Source organism: Nonomuraea cavernae (assembly GCF_040655715.1).
In the GTDB taxonomy this organism is placed as follows: Bacteria; Actinomycetota; Actinomycetes; order Streptosporangiales; family Streptosporangiaceae; genus Nonomuraea; species Nonomuraea cavernae_A.
In genome coordinates this window covers 218,773-234,189 of sequence record NZ_JBFAKL010000010.1, presented here as the reverse complement: position 1 = coordinate 234,189, position 15,417 = coordinate 218,773, and the positions used below count along the sequence as shown (strand labels likewise).

Genomic DNA, 15,417 nt, shown 5'->3' with positions numbered 1-15,417 from the left:
AAATGCCATTGACAGGTCAGATCGAGGACGTCAGGCTACGACCGATCAACTACAGTTGAAAGGTAAGAACGCCATGCGTCCCACCTCACTCGGCCGGCCGTTCAACGCGCTGTGGTTCGGCACCGGCGCCGCGAACCTGGGCGACGGCATGGCGCTGTTCGTGCTCCCCCTGCTGGCCCTCGCCGTCGACGCGTCCCCCGGCGGAGTCGCCGCCGTCACCGCGGCGCTGACGCTGGCTTGGCCGGTCTTCGGCCTGCACGCCGGCTGGATCGTCGACCGCGTCGACCGCCGGACGGTCCTCATCAGCGTCAACGTGGTCCGCGCCCTCGTGCTGGCCGGTCTCAGCACGGCCCACCTCGCCGGCACGCTGTCGCTGCCGCTCATCCTCGCCGGCGCCGTGCTGCTCGGCACCGCCGAGACCCTCGTCGACACCGCGCTGACGGCGACCATCCCGATGGTCGTCGAGCCGGCCGGCCGCAACCGGGCCAACGCCCGCATCGAGGCGACCATCAACCTCACCAACCAACTCGCCGGCCCGCCGCTCGCGGGTCTGCTGGCAGCGGCCACCCTCGCGCTGGCCACCGGCGCGAGCGCGGCGCTCTACGTGCTGGCCGTCGCCGGCGTCCTCGCGATGACGCTGCGCCGCCCGCTCGCCGCGGCACACACCGCGAGCGACGGGGTGGCCGCGGCAGGCACCGCGAGCGACGGAGTGGTCGCGGGCTTCCGCTACCTCTGGCGGCAGCCGGTCGTGCGGACCCTGACTCTCTTCACCGCCGCCATGAACATCCCCTGGGCCGTGGCGACCGCCCTGCTCGTCGTGTACGCGGTCTCCCCTGGCCCGCTCGGGCTCAGCACGGCGCAGTACGGGCTCGTGCTGACCGCGATGGCCGTCGGCGGCCTGCTCGCGTCGACGGTGGTGGAGCGGCTGCGCCGCAGGTTCGGCGTGACCAGGCTGCTGATCGCCGATGCCGCCGGCACCGTCCTGCTGGTGGCCCCCGTGGCGGCGGACGGCCCGGTGTGGACCGTGGCCGCGGGCGCGGTGGTCGCCGGAGCAGGCTCCAGCGTCTGGCGCATCCTGGTCGCCACCATCCGGCAGAACCTGTCACCGCCCCACCTTCTCGGCCGCGTCTACGCCGCCTCGCGCGTGCTCAGCTGGGGCGTCATCCCGGCCGGCGCCGCCCTGGCCGGGATCGCGGCCGAGCTCTGGGGCGTGCGAGCGGTGTTCGTCATCGCCACCGTGCTCGCCGTCGCCATCCTGGTCGCCTTCATCCCGTACGCGCTCCGTACGGACCTGTCGGCGGCGGTCGAGCCCGGACGGACCCCGCAGCCGGTCCTGTGACGGCGTTATCTCGGCGAGCGCGACACGACCGGCCCCCCGATGCGCCCACCCGCCGGTGAGGCGTCCACCGCGATCACCAAGGCGCCGACGGGCCATGACACCGACATCACGCACAGCGATTACTGTGTAACAATGAGCGACATGCCGTCCCCCCGACATGATGCCCTCATCCAGTTGATCAGCGACCGCCCCCAGCTGGCGGTGGAGATCTTGCGCGACCTCATGGGGGTGGAGCTACCCGCGACTCCGCTGATCCGACTGGAGGACAACTCATTCAACACTCGCACCTCGGACGACTTCGCGGCCGACCTGGTCCTCGTCCTGGGGCCGCCACAAAGCCCCGCGCACGCGATCATCGTGGAGATCCAGCAGGACAAGTCCAAGGATCCCCGGCAGCTCGCCCGCTACGCCGCCGCCCTGTGGCTGCTGCTGGGCTGTGACGTCACGGTCCTGGTCATCTGCCCCGACCGTGGGACCGCCGCCCACTACGCACAACCGATCAACTCCGGCCTGACCGGCTACCGCCTCCAGGCCCAGGTGCTCGGGCCGGACGGCATTCCGGCCATCACCGACCCCCACCAGGCCGCAGCCCACCCAGGGCTTTCGGCCATGGCGGTCATGGTCCACGGCCGCGATCGCAAGGTCATCGAGGCGTTCGCCATGGCGTTGGCCGAACTGCACGACGAACACGCTCCGAAGTACTATGAATACGCTTACAGCATGGCCTCGCCCGACATCCGGCGACTCATGGAGGAGATCATGACGTCCACCGCCTGGCCCGTGTACAGCCCCTTCGCCCGCGAACACTACGGCCGCGGCCTCGAAGAAGGCCAAACCATAGGCAAAGCCGAGGGCAAGGCTGAAGGCAAAGCGGAAGGGAAAGCGGAAGGCAAGGCCGAAGGCAAGGCCGAAGAGGCCGCCAGGCTGGTGCTGCTCCTACTGGAAGCCCGCGGTCTCGACGTCCCAGATGACACACGCACCCAGATCGCTGCCTGCACCAACCTGGACCAGCTCGAAACCTGGGCCACCCGCGCGGTGACCGCCGAGAGCCTCCAGGACCTGTTCAGCTAACCACGCGATCAGTGCCGTTAACACACCCTCGCCCACCGCGTAGGAGCTCGTCCAGGCTGTGGACGAGCTACCCCGCACTGGACAATCTGGCGCTTACGTGATCTGACGGAAGGAGTAAAGAAGAGCGCCGTCCATCAGGAATCAGGGGCATCTGGATATGAGCGACACGCCGCGACTGCACACCGCCGGCACCACCCTGCTGAACCGAGCCCGCGAGCTGCGCCCGCTGATCGAGCGCGAGGCGACCGCCGCCGAGGCGGAGGGCAGACTCACCGCCACTGTCGTGGACGCCCTGCACGAGGCAGGGCTTTTCGGCATCTGGGTGCCTGTGCCGCTGGGCGGCGCCGAGCTTTCCCCGAGGGAGCTGATCGCCGTCTTCGAGGAACTCTCCTACGCCGACCCTTCAACGGGGTGGGTCCTGATGGCCACCACGCTGGAGAACGGCACGGCCGGCGCCTACCTGGGCGACGAGGCCGTGACCGGATCTTCATCACCCCGATCGAGGACGTCACGATGCTCGGCAACTGGGACGTCCTGGGCCTGCGCGCGACAGGCAGCATCGACTACTCCATCGACGGCGCCTTCGTACCAGAGTCCCAGACGCACGTCTTCGCCCAGAACGAGCCGTTGCGCGGCGGCGCGATCTACCGGCTCGGCGTGCTCGACCAGGCGCTGATCTGCCACTCCGCCTGGGCACTCGGGGTCGGCCGCCGGTTACTCGACGAGCTGATCCGCTACGCGGGGGCGCGGGCCGGGCGGCCGGGTCAGATCGCCGGCAGTGACGCTTTCCACGCCGACTTCGCCCGCGCCGAGGCGACGTTCCGCGCGGCGAAGGCGCTGGTGCACGCGACGTGGGACGACACGGAACACACCCTGGACTCCGGCCGGACGCTCGACGTACGCCAGGAGACGATGGTGCGGCTCGCACTCAATCACGTCACGTCGACGGTCGCCGAGGTGGCTCGTTTCGTCTACGCGTCGGGCGGCACCTCGGCGCTGCGCGACGGGCTGATCCAGCGGCTGTTCAGGGATGCTCACGCCGGCACCGCGCATATCACCTCGGGCCCGCAGTTGCTTCGGGAGTGCGGCCGCGAACTGGCCGGCCTGGCTCCGGACGAATCCTGGACGCTCTTCGCCCTGGGGCCGTGAGCAGGACCGTTCAGGGATCTCCGGGGAAGGGCGGCGAATACTCTGGCAGGGAAGGTGAGGAGCCGTCATGACCGAACACCATCGGGACGCCGCGCTTTCCCCCTCCGAGCAGGCGACCATGCGAGACCTGCTCGACGCCGACCGTCGCAGGACCATGGACCGTGTGGCCCTGCTGGGCCGCGACCGGGACGAGATCGTCACATCGTCGGCGCTGACGGCCTCCGACGACGAGCACGACCCCGAGGGCACGTCCACGGCGTTCGAGCGGGCCCACGTCCAGGCCCTTCTCGATCAGGCCCTGACTCACCTCACCGAGCTGGACCTCGCTTCCGAGCGGCTACGCGATGGCACCTACGGGACCTGCGCGAGGTGCGGGCAACGCATTCCCATCGAGCGCCTGAAGGTCCTGCCGGCCATCAAGACCTGCGTGAGCTGCGCCTCTCGCCGCCGCTGACCCGCGGACCGGACCTGGCCGAATTGATCCACTGCGCCGTATTCCCCGAGCCCCGAGGGCGAAGTGCCGCTGATGAAACGATATCGATGAGCGGCGGCCTCAGCTGTGGCCGAGGCGGGGATGAGGAGGTCGGAAAGTGATCGAGCCAACCGTGCTGGAGGAACTCAGCGAGGATCTCCGCACACAGGTGGCCGTCGGGCGCAGCGCGTACTCGTGGCTGGTCGAGGACGCGATGGAGCGCTGGGCGGACGAGGTGGAGGATGATCAACTCCTGGAGAGCACGATCAGAGAGATCGCTACTCAGGAGTTAGCGCGACACCTCGCCGAACAGGCGGCCTGGCCCGAATCGACCGACTGCGACCGGCTGAGCCTGGCCATGATCGACCTCACCCAGGCCGGGATCGTGTCTCGCGAAAACTACACTTGCTGCCGTAATTGCGGCCTCCATGACATCCAGGCAGAGGTTCAACGCATCCCAGCAGCACGCGGCTACACCTTCTACCACCAGCAGGACGCCGAGCGAGCCGCCCAGGGCGAGGGGATCTACCTGGCCTTCGGCTCGACCGGCGCGGCCGGCACCGAGTCTGTCGGCCAGGAGATCATGACTGCCCTTGGCCGGCGCGGCCTGTCCGTCCGATGGAACGGAGCCGCCGGTCAACGAATCCAGGTGCCTCTGATCTGGCGGCGAAGGCGCTTCGGTCCACTGGCCCGTCATCCGGAGGCGAACAGACCGGCAGCCGATCTGAGGGTCACCTACTGTGACTATTCGGCTCTTCAGCAGCACGAACCCGTTCCCATGTCACTGCAGGAGTGCCGAGACCTGCTGCTTTGGCTGACCCCGTCAACGCGAAACTTCACCAGCTTTCAGAATGCCGCCGGAGCCATCCTTCAGTTCCAGTGGGAGAGCGACTTACAACTCTGGGCGGAGTCTCCTGACGCGGCGGCGCAGTGCTCGCGTGGCCGACACGTGACCATCGACGAGGCGTTGATGCTGGTCACCACCCTTGTCCACGACGATCGCATCGCGCTGACAGATCTCGGCCCGCTTCACACGGTCTCGTGGACCTAGCAGCTGTCCCGCGGCTCATACTCCGCCACGACACGTCGTACCAAAGCGAACTCGAAACAGAGCAGGCACGACCTTGCCGAAGGTCGTGCCTGGATCTGATGCCCCACCCGGCGCGGGCCCTGCGCCGGCGGGACGAGGACGTCTTAGACGTCCTTGCACCACATCCAGCCGTGGTCCGAAATCCAGCAGCGGTACCAGCCATCACTTGGCCTGGCCTGGGCTGCGCTGCCGAGGATGGTCAAGGAGGCTGCGGCGACCACCGCGACCGCGATGATTCGGCGGCCCGCGCGTGCGAAGCCGCCAACCTTCTTCTCGTTCGTCATGCCCGCATTCCATCGCGCCTCTCTTGCAACACCCTTAAATCTGGCTTAATCCGACAACTCAGGCCACTTTGCTTTCACCTCATCAGCGACAGCACCCGGCCATGCTGGGATCGCTTCATCGTCGGCCGCTTCGGCTTTCTCCGATGGGACCGATCAGGCATTGACGAAAAATCCTTACATGGTACTCATAGATCGAGTCGGAAAGCTTCAAGCCCCTCGCTGAGATCGTTCAGAGCTCACCCAAGGAGGACGCGCATGTCGCGAAGCAAGTCACCCGACCCGCCCGCCGACTTACTCGGCCCCGTCCAAGGAGAGGTCTCCTGGTTCTGCTGCGGCACCGCCTGGGGGCCGTGCAGCAGCACCGGCAAGGGAGCCTGCGGCACCTGCAACTCGGGCAGCATGCAGCATGCCTGGCCCAACACGTCCGACGCCTGCTGGGCGATCACCCGCCCCGACAGCTGCGGTGTCGGGCTGTCCCGCAGGACCTGTGGTTTCCGCCACCGCACCACGGCGCTGTGCAGCGGCGTCAGCGTCGTCACCGCCATCGCCGACTGCGGCCCGCAGACCGACCTGTTCTGCGGCGAGCAGAGCTGCTGCGGGGCGACCTGCGCGAGCAACCGGCTGATCGACCTCACGCCGGCCGCGTACAGCCAGATCGCCAGTCTTTCCACCGGCCTGCGGCCGTGCGAGATCTCGGCCGCGTAGGAGGCGAACCATGCGCAGCAGAAGGGACCTGCTCAAGTCGGCCGTGCTCGGCGGTGGTGCGAGCGTCGTCGCCGCGACCGCGCTGGGCTCGCTCGGCCCCGAGGCGGCCTTCGCCACCACGGCTCCCGCGATCGAGCCCGGCACCCCCGACCCCAACTTCGCCGAGGGCCGGATCCGCTCGATCAAGGAGAACACGCTGCTCGTCCTGGGCTCGAACATGGTGTTCCACACCATCAGGGTCGTCGACGGTACGAGCCTGTGGAAGCTGGGACCGGTCGGGTTCGACCAGGCCAAACCGGGCGACGGCCTGTACGCCAGGGGCGTGCGTATGCCCGATGGGATGCTCGCCGCCGAGGCGGTGTGGCTCAACATCGTCAACATCAAGGGCCACATCAAGAACATCACCAGCCAGACGATCCACCTCGATCACAACGGCCACGACGTGCTGTGCCATGTCGTGGCCGGCAAGTCGGTCGCCATCCACTCCGAGTCGCCGGCCACCTCGGACCTGTCGATGCTGAAAGTGAGCCAGCACGTGCAGATCCTGGGCGCCTGGCGCCCGGACACGAACGAAGTCGACATCGCAACCGTCTTCTCCCCTCACTAGGAGCCAAGATGCACGGGATCGCCGCGTCGCAGCCGTACGTGATCGCCGTCTTCCTCACCTGGGCAGGCCTGATGAAGCTGCTCAGCCGGCGGATGCGGGCACAGGCCGGGCAGACCGCCCTGGCCCGGCTGACCGGCGCGGCGCGCGCGGTCCCGGTGCTCCGGCTCGTCGGCCTGGTCGAGCTGGCGGTGGCCGCCGCGCTGCTGCTGCCACCGGTCCACCCTCTCGACGGCGTGGCCGCCGCGCTGCTGGCAGCCGGTTTCCTCGCCTACCTCACCTACGCGTACGTCGCCGCGCCCACCTCGTCGTGCGGCTGCCTGGGCACGCACTCCCGCCCGGTGGACCTGCGCGCCTTCGCCCGCGCGGGTGTCCTGCTCGCCGCCGGGCTGGTGTCGATCGGGGCGGGGCCGCACCCGTCGCTCGCGCCCCTCGTCCTGCTGGAGGTCGTGATCCTGCTGGGCCTCTCGGCCGAGCTGGACCGCTACTGGCTCACCCCGTCACGCCGCCTCCTGGTACGGCTGCGCCGCCCGCTCGCCGCTCCCCCGCCCAGGGACGTCCCGCTGGAGACCACGCTGCACCTGCTCCGCCGCAGCCCCGCGTACTGCTCGGCGTCCGCCCGGCTCACCTCGGACGTACGCGAGACGTGGGACGAGGACGGCGTGCGGTTCGTGGTCTACGGGGCAGACGAGCGGTCCGCGGTCTTCGCCGTCCCCCTCTCCGGCGACGATCCAGCGGCCATCAGGGTCGCCCTGGTCAACGAAGCGGCCCTCGCCTGACCAGGCTCCGGCCTGACCGCTTTCGCGGTTCTTCCGGCCGAGCGCGGGTCCCGCTCAGCGGGTGCCGGCACGCGTACGACGACGCCGCCGCCGCGCCACCACCCAAGGTGCGACGCCGACGACGAACAGCATCGACAGCAGCGGCATCCGCCACCACCACGAGACGGTCGCCGGCGGCGGGTCCGGCGTGCGCGCCACCCACGGCCGTGCGGTCTTCGACCAGGCGAGGAACGCGTCACCGATCGGGAGCAGGCCGAAGGCGTACCTCTTGGTCCACGGTGTGCCGATCGGCAGACCGGCCAGCTCACCGTAGTTGGCCAGTGCGCCGGCGAGTGGCGCGTCGCCGTGAACCTGGGCGGCCCCGAGGGTGACGGCGGTCGCCGACAGGCTCACGCCGAGCGGGAGCGGACCGGAGTCGACGTCGGCCGGGCCGTCCAGGCCGTCGGGGTACTCCCGCACGGCCGGCCCGAGGCCGAGTGGCGTGACGACGTACCGGTCGCGGAAACGCAGGTACTGCTCTGCGGCGAAGGCGGGGTCGATGTCGGCGAGGAAGCGCTGGATCATGCTCTGCGAGGTGCCCCTGGCCACCTCGATCGGCTCGCCGGTGACGGGGTCGGTCCGGTGCGGAATCAGCCCGGTGCTCGGGTCGAGCCGCTCGCGTACGTCTTGGAGCCACCGATCGACGGTGCCGGCGAACCGCGGCGGCAGCAGCGTGTCATGCAGCCGGAGCGACGCCACGGCCACCGTGGAGTCGACCGGCCAGGCCTGCTCCGGGTACGCCGCCAGGAACGGTGACCCGGAGGCGTCGAACGCCCGGCCGAGGGCGGCGGAGTCGGCGGCGAACCGGCGCAGCGCGGCCGGGTCCCGCTGCCCGGCCGGTTGCAGGCTCAGCGCTCCGCCGCGCAGCCAGTTGGTCCAGCCCTGGTAGAAGACGCCGTAGGGCGGGACGAGGTCGGGGCTGAACGGGTCGCGGCCGGAGGGCGAGTCCAGCCGTCGCAGCGCCCAGCGGGCCTCGCGGAGCGCGACCGTACGTTCTGCGGCCGGTTCGCGCAGGCCGAGCTCGACCCAGCTCAGGCCGTACAGCGCGTGCAGGAAGAAATAGCCTTCCGGGAACAGCCGCTGTGCCTCGTCGGCGGCGCCGTCGTCGAGCGCCGAACGCAGGAACTCGAGTTGCCGCCGGACCCCAGTAGGCTCGCCGGTCGGCCCCGCGGTGGCGGGGACGATGAGCCGCACCGCACCCGCCAGGGCGCAGACGCTGACCACGGCGGCCGCCAGCCGAAGCGACCAGCGCGGTATCCGGCGCCTGGCCGACGAGATCGCGGGCATCCGCCGATGCTAGCCGCGTCCGTGACAGTGGCGACAAATCACGCAACATGCTCCGATGGGAGGCGCGTTTGCCGCTGATCGCGACGCTCTAGGATATGGACGACCTGATCCAGATCATCCCCGCGAGTGATGGTGGAGTCGAGGCCCATGACCAGCGTCCCAGCGCCCGAAGGGTTCGGCGACCTCTGGACCGACGACCGCGACCGGCAGAACGCCGCGTACGACGCGATGATGAAGGCGACGAGCGATCCGGTGCCCTGGGCCTACACGGTGTGGGACGACGTGGTCGCCAACCTCGGTCACCACGACAACCACAACCGGGCGATCGCCTCGCAAATCCTGTGCAACCTCGCGGTCAGCGATCCGGAGCAGCGCATTCTCAAAGCCCTCGCCCCGCTGGTCGAGGTGACCAGGGACAAGCGGTTCGTCACGGCCCGCCACTGCCTGCGGTCGCTGTGGAAGATCGGGCTCGCGGGGCCAGCGCAGCGGGCGGCCGTGATGGACGCGCTCGCCGCGCGGTTCGCCGACTGCGCGCCGGAGAAGAACCACACGCTCATCCGGAACGACCTCGTCGCGGGGTTGCGCGATCTGCACCGCGCGACCGGCGACGAGACGATCGAGCAGCGGGCGATGGCGCTCATCGAGACCGAGGATGACCTCAAATATCGAGGTAAGTACGCCAAAACCTGGCGGCAATGACGTCGCACGGCGGCCGCGGCTGAGGTCGGCGCGGCCGCCCTTACGGCACTCCCGTCAGCACGGCCGCCCTTACGGCACTCCCGTCAGCACGGCCGCCCTTCCGGCACTTCGCGCGAAGGGTCACACAGGTATGAGGCCGGCGCGGTCGAAACGCTGGATGAGGCTGGGCTTGCGCAGATGCCGGGTGCGCAGGTGGGTGAACCGTTCGGAGAACGCGGTGATGCGGTCCGCACGGTAGGCCACCTGCTGGAGGTCCAGGAGGAGTTCGGCCGCCTGGTCGTAGTCAGCCGCCCGCCTGCCGGCGATCAGCGTCTCCACCCGCACCCACGCGCTTTCCTCGTCCTCCGCCAGGTCCTCCAGCCACCGCTCGCGGGCCAGCACCCGCGCCCTCTCGCGACGGGCCTCCTCTTCGGCCCGCTCGGCGGCGGCCACCCGCTGTCGTTCCTGGCGGTGTGACGCGGCGGCGTCCAGCAGGTCGCCGACCGTCCGGCGGGGACTCTCGTCCGGGGCGACCGGGCCCCGGAAGCGGCGCCACAGCTTTGTGCGGGCCTGACCCGTCTCATCCTGGGCCAGCCGGAGGAGCAGTTTGTCCTTCTCGGCCACCGGAAGGGCGGCGATCCAGCCGGCCAGCGCCGCGGAATCGTCTTTTACGGGGGACGCGGACGAGCTGGCCCGCGCGGCGACCGCCAGCAGATCGTCGTCCAGGCGCAGGAAGTCGGCCAGCGCCCGCTGGGACGCCGTGAGCGAGCCGAGGCCGGGCGGGACGGGAGGTTCGAGGACGTCTTCCGCGTCGTATTCGAAGGCTTCCTCGTCTCGCTCCCAGCTGCCGTAGGCCGACAGCCAGGCCAGGTAGAGCGACCGCAGGTCGCCGGCGACGAGCTCCGCGCGGACCCCGACGATCGCCGACAGGGAGTGCTCCTCCCAGTACTCCTCCTCGGCTTCGCTGGTCAGATCAAGGATGAGGTGCTTGCCGGAGGTCCAGGCGGTGACCTGCTCGCCGACGCGGTAGTCCTCGGCGACCTTCAGGCTGAGGGCGCTTTTCGGCAGCCGGAGCATGATCCGGTGGGTGCCCCAGTTGGCCAGGTAGAAGTGGGCGTCGTAGTAGCGCTCCATGAGCCGGGCGGGGTCTCCACTGAAGTCACCCCAGTGGTACTCGTTGGTGAAGCGCGTGGCCGTGATGTGCGCTCGGGTGGACAGCGCACGCACCTGGGCCTGTTGCCGATCGTCCAGCGGCTGGTCGATCGCGAGGAACTCGTAGTACTGGTACTCGCTCACCGGCTCGGGCACTCCCATGAGTTCGTTCGGGGATAGCCGCCCATATTAACCAGCGGATCATGACCAGGGGCGTCCCAGCCGAGATCAGAACGAACCCATGCGACGACCGCCAGGCGGACCGCAGGCGTGCGGACCGCCGTCGCCCGCCGCCCCGGAACCCGGAACCCGGAACCCGGGATCAGTCGCTCACGGCGACGAACCCCGTACCGGCGCGGTAGTTGGGCGACTGGTGCCGGAAGTAGGTGTTGTAAACCTGGCAGTAGCGGCCGCCCCGAGCCAGCAGCGTCGCGTGGTCGCCCTCCTCCACGATCTGGCCGTGGTCGAGCACGATGATGCGGTCGACGTGCTCGATCGTGGACAGCCGGTGGGCGATGACGATCGAGGTGCGCCCGGCCAGCACCAGGTCGAGCCCCTCCTGGATCTGCGCCTCGGTCAGCGGGTCGACGCTGGCCGTGGCCTCGTCGAGCACCACGATCGCCGGATCCTGGATGAGCAGGCGGGCCAGCGCGACGAGCTGGCGCTGGCCCATGGACAGCGCCCGGCCGTGCTCGCCGACGTCGGTCAGCAGGCCGTCTGGCAGGGCGTCGATCCAGTCGCCGCCGCCGACCGCGGCCGCGGCGGCGAGCACCTCCTCGTCGCCGGCGTCGGGCCGCGGGTAGCGGATGTTGTCGGCGACGGTGCCGCTGAACAGGAACGGGGCCTGCGGGACCGCACCGATCTGCCTGCGGTAGCCGCCCAGATCGAGAGTGCGGATGTCGCGGCCGTCGATCAGCAGGCTGCCTTCCTGGAACTCGTAGAACCGGGTGATCAGCTTGCTGAGCGTGGACTTGCCCGCACCGGTGTGGCCGACGAGGGCCACGGACTCGCCTGCCTCGATGAGCAGGTCGAAGTCACGGAGCACGGGGCTGGCGGCGTCGTAGCCGAAGGTGACGTGCTGGAACTCGATGCGGCCCGCCAGCCTGCCGGGAGCCCGCGCGTCCGTCTGGACGACGCGCGGCTGGGCGTCGATCAGGGCGAAGACCCGCTCGGACGCCGACAGGCCCTGCTGGAACTGCGACCAGAAGGCGGCGATGGACGTCAGCGGAAACCAGAAGAGCGACACCCCCTGCAGGAAGAGGTACCAGTCGCCGGCCGATAGGCCGCCCCCGAGCACCGACGTGCCGCCCAGCTGGACCAGCGCGACGGTGGCGAGCCCGGACACGAGGAAGAGCACCGGGAAGATGGCGGAGAAGACGAACCCCTGCCTGAGGGTCACCCGGTAGCTCTGCTGGTTGATGGGCCGGAACTCGTCGTAGACCTGCCGCTCCTGCCGGAAGTTCTTGGCCACGGCGATGCCGCCCATGGTCTCCTGCAGGTTGGCGTTGACCCGGCTCAGCGAGCGCTGCGCCCTGCGGGTGCTGACGCGGGCCAGCCGCCGGAAGAGCAGCGCGATGCCCACCACGACCGGCACCACCAGCAGGGTCAGCAGGGCGAGCTCGACGCTCCGCAGGAACAGCAGAACCGTGACGAACCCCACCATCAGCACCTGGCTGATCAGGTCCATCGTGAGCGTGGACACGGTGGCGAAGTCGTCGGTGTCGGAGGTCACCCGGCTGACGATCTTGCCGGACGGGGTCTCGTCGTAGAAGGACAGGTCGCGTTCGAGCACGGCGTCGAACGCGTCCTCGCGCAGGCGGAGCACGACATCACCGGTGACCCTCGCGCTGTGCCACTGCCGGAAGAAGGTGAACAGCCAGCCGAGCGCCCCGGCGAGCAGGATGCCCGCCGTGAGCTGCCACCCCACCTCGGCGATCGTGCCGTCGGCGATCGCGTCGACGCCCCAGCTGGCCAGCAGCGGCATGGCCGCCTGGGTCGCCGAGACCAGCACGATCATGACGGCCACCAGGAGCATCGACCCGAGCTTCGGCCGGAAGTAGGACAGGATCCGGCGCAGCAGGTCGCGGTCGTCATAGGTGCGGTCGTAGTCTTCGGCGTCGAGGCCGTCCATGACGAAGCCCATCAGCGCGTCCCTCCTTGCTCGCTCGCCAGGACCGGCGGCTCGGCCAGGTCCTGACAAGCCGCTGGTACGGGCTCCTCGGCCGGGTCCGCGACCTCGTCATAGTGGGCGAAGATCCGCTGGTAGAGGCGGCTGCGCTCGATCAGCTCGTCGTGGGTGCCGTAGTCGACCAGCTCGCCGCGCCGCAGCAGCAGGACCTTGTCGGCCCAGCGGATCTGGGAGAGGCGATGGGTGATCAGCAGTGTGGTGCGCCCGTCGAGGATGCGGCCGATCGCCTGCTGGATCCGGTCCTCGGTGGCGGAGTCGACGGCGCTGGTCGAGTCGTCGAGCACGAGGATCGCCGGGTCGGTCAGCAACGCCCGCGCGATGGCCAGACGCTGGCGCTGGCCGCCCGACAGGGTGACACCGCGCTCGCCGATGACCGTGTCGTAGCCGTCGTCGAGCTCGGCGATGAACTCGGCGGCCTGCGCGTCCTCGGCCGCCCTGACCACGGCCTCGCGATCGGCCCGCTGGCCGAGGCTGAAGGCGATGTTGGCGGCGACGGAGCGGGAGAAGAGCACGATGTCCTGCTCGATGGTGGAGATCTGCGAACGCAGCGAGTCGAGGTCCCAGTCGCGCACGTCGATGCCGTCGACCAGGATCCGGCCCGAGGTCACGTCGTAGATGCGGGGCACCAGCTTGGTCAGCGTGCTCTTGCCGGAGCCCGTCTCGCCGACGATCGCCACCGTCTCGCCCGGCCGCACGGTGAACGTCACCCCGCGCAGCACCGGGTCGCCCTCTCCGTAGCCGAACGTCACGTCGTCGAAGACGATCTCGCCGGTGATGGGCGCGGCGTGGCCCTCGGCCCGCTGCTCCAGCTCGGTCTCGGCGTTGACGATGTGAAGGATCCGGCGGGAGGACACGATGCCGAGCTGGACCAGCGAGAACGTGAAGATCGAGATCTGCGTCGGGAAGCCCATCATGCCCATGAGGCCCATGAAGGCCACCAGCTCGCCGATGGTGATCGCCCCCGCCGCCTGGAGGTGGAGGGCGTGCCACAGTGCTCCGGCCATCGCGAACGCGAACAGCAGGGTGGGCAGATAGCGGGCCTGGACGAGGCCGTTGCGGACGAACGAGTCGCGGTAGCCGCGCGCGTAGGAGCGGAACCGCCGCCGCTCCTGCTCCTCCTGCGCGGTCACCTTGATCACCTCGATGCCGCGCACGGCCTGGTTGAGGCCCGCGTTGAGATCGCCGAACTGCTCGCGCATGCCGGTGGCCACCGGGTTGAGCTGGCGCATGTAATGCCAGAGCGCGATCACGAAGGTGACCGCGAAGACGCCGGGCACCAGCAGCAGCCGCGGGTCGATCGCACCGATGAAGAAGAGCGGCACCAGGCCGGTGAGGCCGGAGTCGACGATCAGGTCGACCCCCGGAGTGATCATGATGGAGAGCTGGCGGATGTCGTTGGCGGCGCGGGCCATCAGGTCGCCCACCCGCTGCCGGTTGTGGAAGGTCTGACTCTTGCCCAGCAGGCTCACGTAGAGCTCGTCGCGGGCGTCCCGCTCCAACCGCTTGGCCAGGACCTCGCTCGACAGCCGGGCGGCGAGATCGAACAGCCCGCGGGCCGACACGATCGCCAGCAGCGCCAGGGCGAGCAGGCCCAGCACGGCGCCCGGCTCACCCCGCTCTCCCAGCACGGCGTCGAAGGCCTCGCCGGTGAGCTGGGGGACCAAGGCGTTGAGCACCACCATGACGAGCGACCCGCCGAGGAAACCGACCAGGTGGAGCGGGTGGCGGCGCAGATGGGACCAGATCCAGCGCACCGGACCGCGCCCGTTGTAGCGCGGACCGGAAACGGAGAACTCCGAACTGCTGGTGGTCACGGCGAGCCCCCCGGCCGCAGATGAACGTAGGTCGAAACTGTTTTCTATCACCGGCGTCCGACAGTTTCCCATCGGTTTTCCCCGGTCCTCCGCGCGGTCGCGACCCGGTCGTCTTCCGCCCGCGGCGCTAATCGTCGTCGCCGCCGAGCAACCGGGGCACCACGCCCAGGGCGACCCCACCGGCGGCTCCGCCGCTGAGCAGAGCCGTCGGCCACGAGACGCCGGTGGCCAGCGTGAGAGCACAGGCGATCGCCGCTGTCAGCGCGGCGATGGTGAGCACGAGGAGTCCAGGCAGAGAGAGCATCGCGATCCATTCCTAGAAACGGGCCGGCGAGTCGCCGGCGATGGTCTGGTCGTCAGCCCAGAAGGTGATCAGCTCGTCGACGGTGAGCTGGTCGGCCGGGCCGGTCGGGGGTACGCGTCCTGTGGTCAATGCCCAGGCCGTCACCAGCAGGGTCAGCAACTGGTCGTCTTCGCGTACCCGAGAGGCCGGGTCCGGCCGCTGGTCGCAGGTGACGCGAATGAAGGTGTGCGGGGCGGGATCGGCGCACTGCATAAACTGTCTCGTCTCCATCGTCGGCGTTCGGGATGCGCTCAAGGATGCGGTGGCCGTGGCACGCCCGCCAGCGCTTCATGCGTCTTCGGATGATCTCGGAGCAAATGCCTGTCTATATCGACAAAGCGCACCATCAGCCACTTCTGACTTTTCCGGGACGCCCCGACCGACCTCGACTTCATCCGGAACCGTCCGCATTCATCCTGGATC

Annotated in this window: 16 protein-coding genes and 1 pseudogene; 10 read left to right on the top strand and 7 right to left on the bottom strand. The window is 69.5% G+C overall.

Annotation, left to right across the window (positions count from 1 at the left end):
* The first annotated feature begins 73 nt into the window (after positions 1–73).
* The 6 genes and pseudogenes from AB0I38_RS17530 (at position 74) to AB0I38_RS17505 (ending at position 5,082) form a co-directional block, all read left to right on the top strand.
* Positions 74–1,339 (top strand): MFS transporter, encoded by a 1,266-nt coding sequence (locus AB0I38_RS17530; RefSeq protein WP_358468340.1) that lies wholly within the window; start codon positions 74–76, stop codon positions 1,337–1,339.
* Positions 1,340–1,471: 132 nt separating this feature from the next.
* Complete coding sequence (locus AB0I38_RS17525) at positions 1,472–2,410, top strand: hypothetical protein (protein WP_358468337.1); 939 nt, start codon at positions 1,472–1,474, stop codon at positions 2,408–2,410.
* Between the two features lie 157 nt (positions 2,411–2,567).
* Positions 2,568–2,831: pseudogene (locus AB0I38_RS17520) on the top strand (acyl-CoA dehydrogenase family protein); the annotation flags it as partial.
* 92 nt (positions 2,832–2,923) lie between these two features.
* Positions 2,924–3,559, top strand: a complete 636-nt coding sequence (locus AB0I38_RS17515; RefSeq protein WP_358468334.1) for an acyl-CoA dehydrogenase family protein — start codon at positions 2,924–2,926, stop codon at positions 3,557–3,559.
* Positions 3,560–3,626: 67 nt separating this feature from the next.
* Positions 3,627–4,013, top strand: a complete 387-nt coding sequence (locus AB0I38_RS17510; RefSeq protein ID WP_358468331.1) for a TraR/DksA family transcriptional regulator — start codon at positions 3,627–3,629, stop codon at positions 4,011–4,013.
* 136 nt (positions 4,014–4,149) lie between these two features.
* Positions 4,150–5,082, top strand: a complete 933-nt coding sequence (locus AB0I38_RS17505; protein ID WP_358468328.1) for a DUF6891 domain-containing protein — start codon at positions 4,150–4,152, stop codon at positions 5,080–5,082.
* A gap of 143 nt (positions 5,083–5,225) precedes the next feature.
* On the opposite strand, the gene AB0I38_RS17500 is transcribed toward AB0I38_RS17505, so the two are convergent.
* The gene (locus tag AB0I38_RS17500; protein ID WP_358468325.1) at positions 5,226–5,405 is read right to left on the bottom strand and encodes a hypothetical protein; all 180 of its coding nucleotides are present in this window, start codon (positions 5,403–5,405) and stop codon (positions 5,226–5,228) included.
* Between the two features lie 255 nt (positions 5,406–5,660).
* Between AB0I38_RS17500 and AB0I38_RS17495 the strand changes: the two genes are divergently transcribed.
* Genes AB0I38_RS17495 through AB0I38_RS17485 form a run of 3 tightly spaced genes read left to right on the top strand, consistent with a single transcriptional unit; the run spans position 5,661 to position 7,493 of the window.
* Positions 5,661–6,110: a hypothetical protein gene (locus AB0I38_RS17495; RefSeq protein ID WP_358468322.1), complete on the top strand. Its 450-nt coding sequence runs from the start codon at positions 5,661–5,663 to the stop codon at positions 6,108–6,110.
* Between the two features lie 10 nt (positions 6,111–6,120).
* Complete coding sequence (locus tag AB0I38_RS17490; RefSeq protein WP_358468319.1) at positions 6,121–6,717, top strand: cell wall protein; 597 nt, start codon at positions 6,121–6,123, stop codon at positions 6,715–6,717.
* Positions 6,718–6,725: 8 nt separating this feature from the next.
* On the top strand, positions 6,726–7,493 hold the full coding sequence (locus AB0I38_RS17485) for a MauE/DoxX family redox-associated membrane protein (protein ID WP_358468316.1): 768 nt from the start codon (positions 6,726–6,728) through the stop codon (positions 7,491–7,493).
* 54 nt (positions 7,494–7,547) lie between these two features.
* On the opposite strand, the gene AB0I38_RS17480 is transcribed toward AB0I38_RS17485, so the two are convergent.
* Entirely contained in the window at positions 7,548–8,819 is a 1,272-nt protein-coding gene (locus tag AB0I38_RS17480) for a hypothetical protein (protein ID WP_358468313.1), read from the bottom strand.
* Between the two features lie 147 nt (positions 8,820–8,966).
* Here AB0I38_RS17480 and AB0I38_RS17475 point away from each other — a divergent pair, with 147 nt between their 5' ends.
* Positions 8,967–9,518, top strand: a complete 552-nt coding sequence (locus AB0I38_RS17475) for a hypothetical protein (RefSeq protein WP_358468310.1) — start codon at positions 8,967–8,969, stop codon at positions 9,516–9,518.
* A gap of 120 nt (positions 9,519–9,638) precedes the next feature.
* Here the strand turns inward: AB0I38_RS17475 and AB0I38_RS17470 are convergent, their stop codons facing one another.
* The 5 genes from AB0I38_RS17470 to AB0I38_RS17450 form a co-directional block, all read right to left on the bottom strand.
* Positions 9,639–10,793, bottom strand: coding sequence for a hypothetical protein (locus AB0I38_RS17470; protein WP_358468308.1), 1,155 nt, complete (start codon positions 10,791–10,793; stop codon positions 9,639–9,641).
* A 178-nt stretch (positions 10,794–10,971) separates the two neighbouring features.
* Positions 10,972–12,792, bottom strand: coding sequence for an ABC transporter ATP-binding protein (locus tag AB0I38_RS17465; protein ID WP_358468305.1), 1,821 nt, complete (start codon positions 12,790–12,792; stop codon positions 10,972–10,974).
* Positions 12,792–14,651 carry an ABC transporter ATP-binding protein gene (locus AB0I38_RS17460; protein ID WP_358468302.1) on the bottom strand — a complete coding sequence of 620 codons (1,860 nt, stop codon included), beginning with the start codon at positions 14,649–14,651 and terminating at the stop codon, positions 12,792–12,794. Before AB0I38_RS17460 ends, AB0I38_RS17465 begins: the two co-directional genes overlap by 1 nt.
* 127 nt (positions 14,652–14,778) lie before the next feature.
* The gene (locus AB0I38_RS17455; protein ID WP_358468299.1) at positions 14,779–14,955 is read right to left on the bottom strand and encodes a hypothetical protein; all 177 of its coding nucleotides are present in this window, start codon (positions 14,953–14,955) and stop codon (positions 14,779–14,781) included.
* Positions 14,956–14,967: 12 nt separating this feature from the next.
* Entirely contained in the window at positions 14,968–15,207 is a 240-nt protein-coding gene (locus AB0I38_RS17450; protein WP_358468296.1) for a hypothetical protein, read from the bottom strand.
* Positions 15,208–15,417 lie beyond the last annotated feature (210 nt).

Bases quoted from the DNA above. Each gene is read 5' to 3' on its own strand.
- AB0I38_RS17525 (WP_358468337.1), top strand. From the start codon at position 1,472: ATGAGCGACATGCCGTCCCCCCGACATGATGCCCTCATCCAGTTGATC.
- AB0I38_RS17475 (WP_358468310.1), top strand. From the start codon at position 8,967: ATGACCAGCGTCCCAGCGCCCGAAGGGTTCGGCGACCTCTGGACCGAC.
- AB0I38_RS17510 (WP_358468331.1), top strand. From the start codon at position 3,627: ATGACCGAACACCATCGGGACGCCGCGCTTTCCCCCTCCGAGCAGGCG.
- AB0I38_RS17495 (WP_358468322.1), top strand. From the start codon at position 5,661: ATGTCGCGAAGCAAGTCACCCGACCCGCCCGCCGACTTACTCGGCCCC.
- AB0I38_RS17490 (WP_358468319.1), top strand. From the start codon at position 6,121: ATGCGCAGCAGAAGGGACCTGCTCAAGTCGGCCGTGCTCGGCGGTGGT.
- AB0I38_RS17485 (WP_358468316.1), top strand. From the start codon at position 6,726: ATGCACGGGATCGCCGCGTCGCAGCCGTACGTGATCGCCGTCTTCCTC.
- AB0I38_RS17515 (WP_358468334.1), top strand. From the start codon at position 2,924: ATGCTCGGCAACTGGGACGTCCTGGGCCTGCGCGCGACAGGCAGCATC.
- AB0I38_RS17450 (WP_358468296.1), bottom strand. From the start codon at position 15,207: ATGCAGTGCGCCGATCCCGCCCCGCACACCTTCATTCGCGTCACCTGC.
- AB0I38_RS17480 (WP_358468313.1), bottom strand. From the start codon at position 8,819: ATGCCCGCGATCTCGTCGGCCAGGCGCCGGATACCGCGCTGGTCGCTT.
- AB0I38_RS17530 (WP_358468340.1), top strand. From the start codon at position 74: ATGCGTCCCACCTCACTCGGCCGGCCGTTCAACGCGCTGTGGTTCGGC.
- AB0I38_RS17500 (WP_358468325.1), bottom strand. From the start codon at position 5,405: ATGACGAACGAGAAGAAGGTTGGCGGCTTCGCACGCGCGGGCCGCCGA.
- AB0I38_RS17465 (WP_358468305.1), bottom strand. From the start codon at position 12,792: ATGGGCTTCGTCATGGACGGCCTCGACGCCGAAGACTACGACCGCACC.
- AB0I38_RS17455 (WP_358468299.1), bottom strand. From the start codon at position 14,955: ATGCTCTCTCTGCCTGGACTCCTCGTGCTCACCATCGCCGCGCTGACA.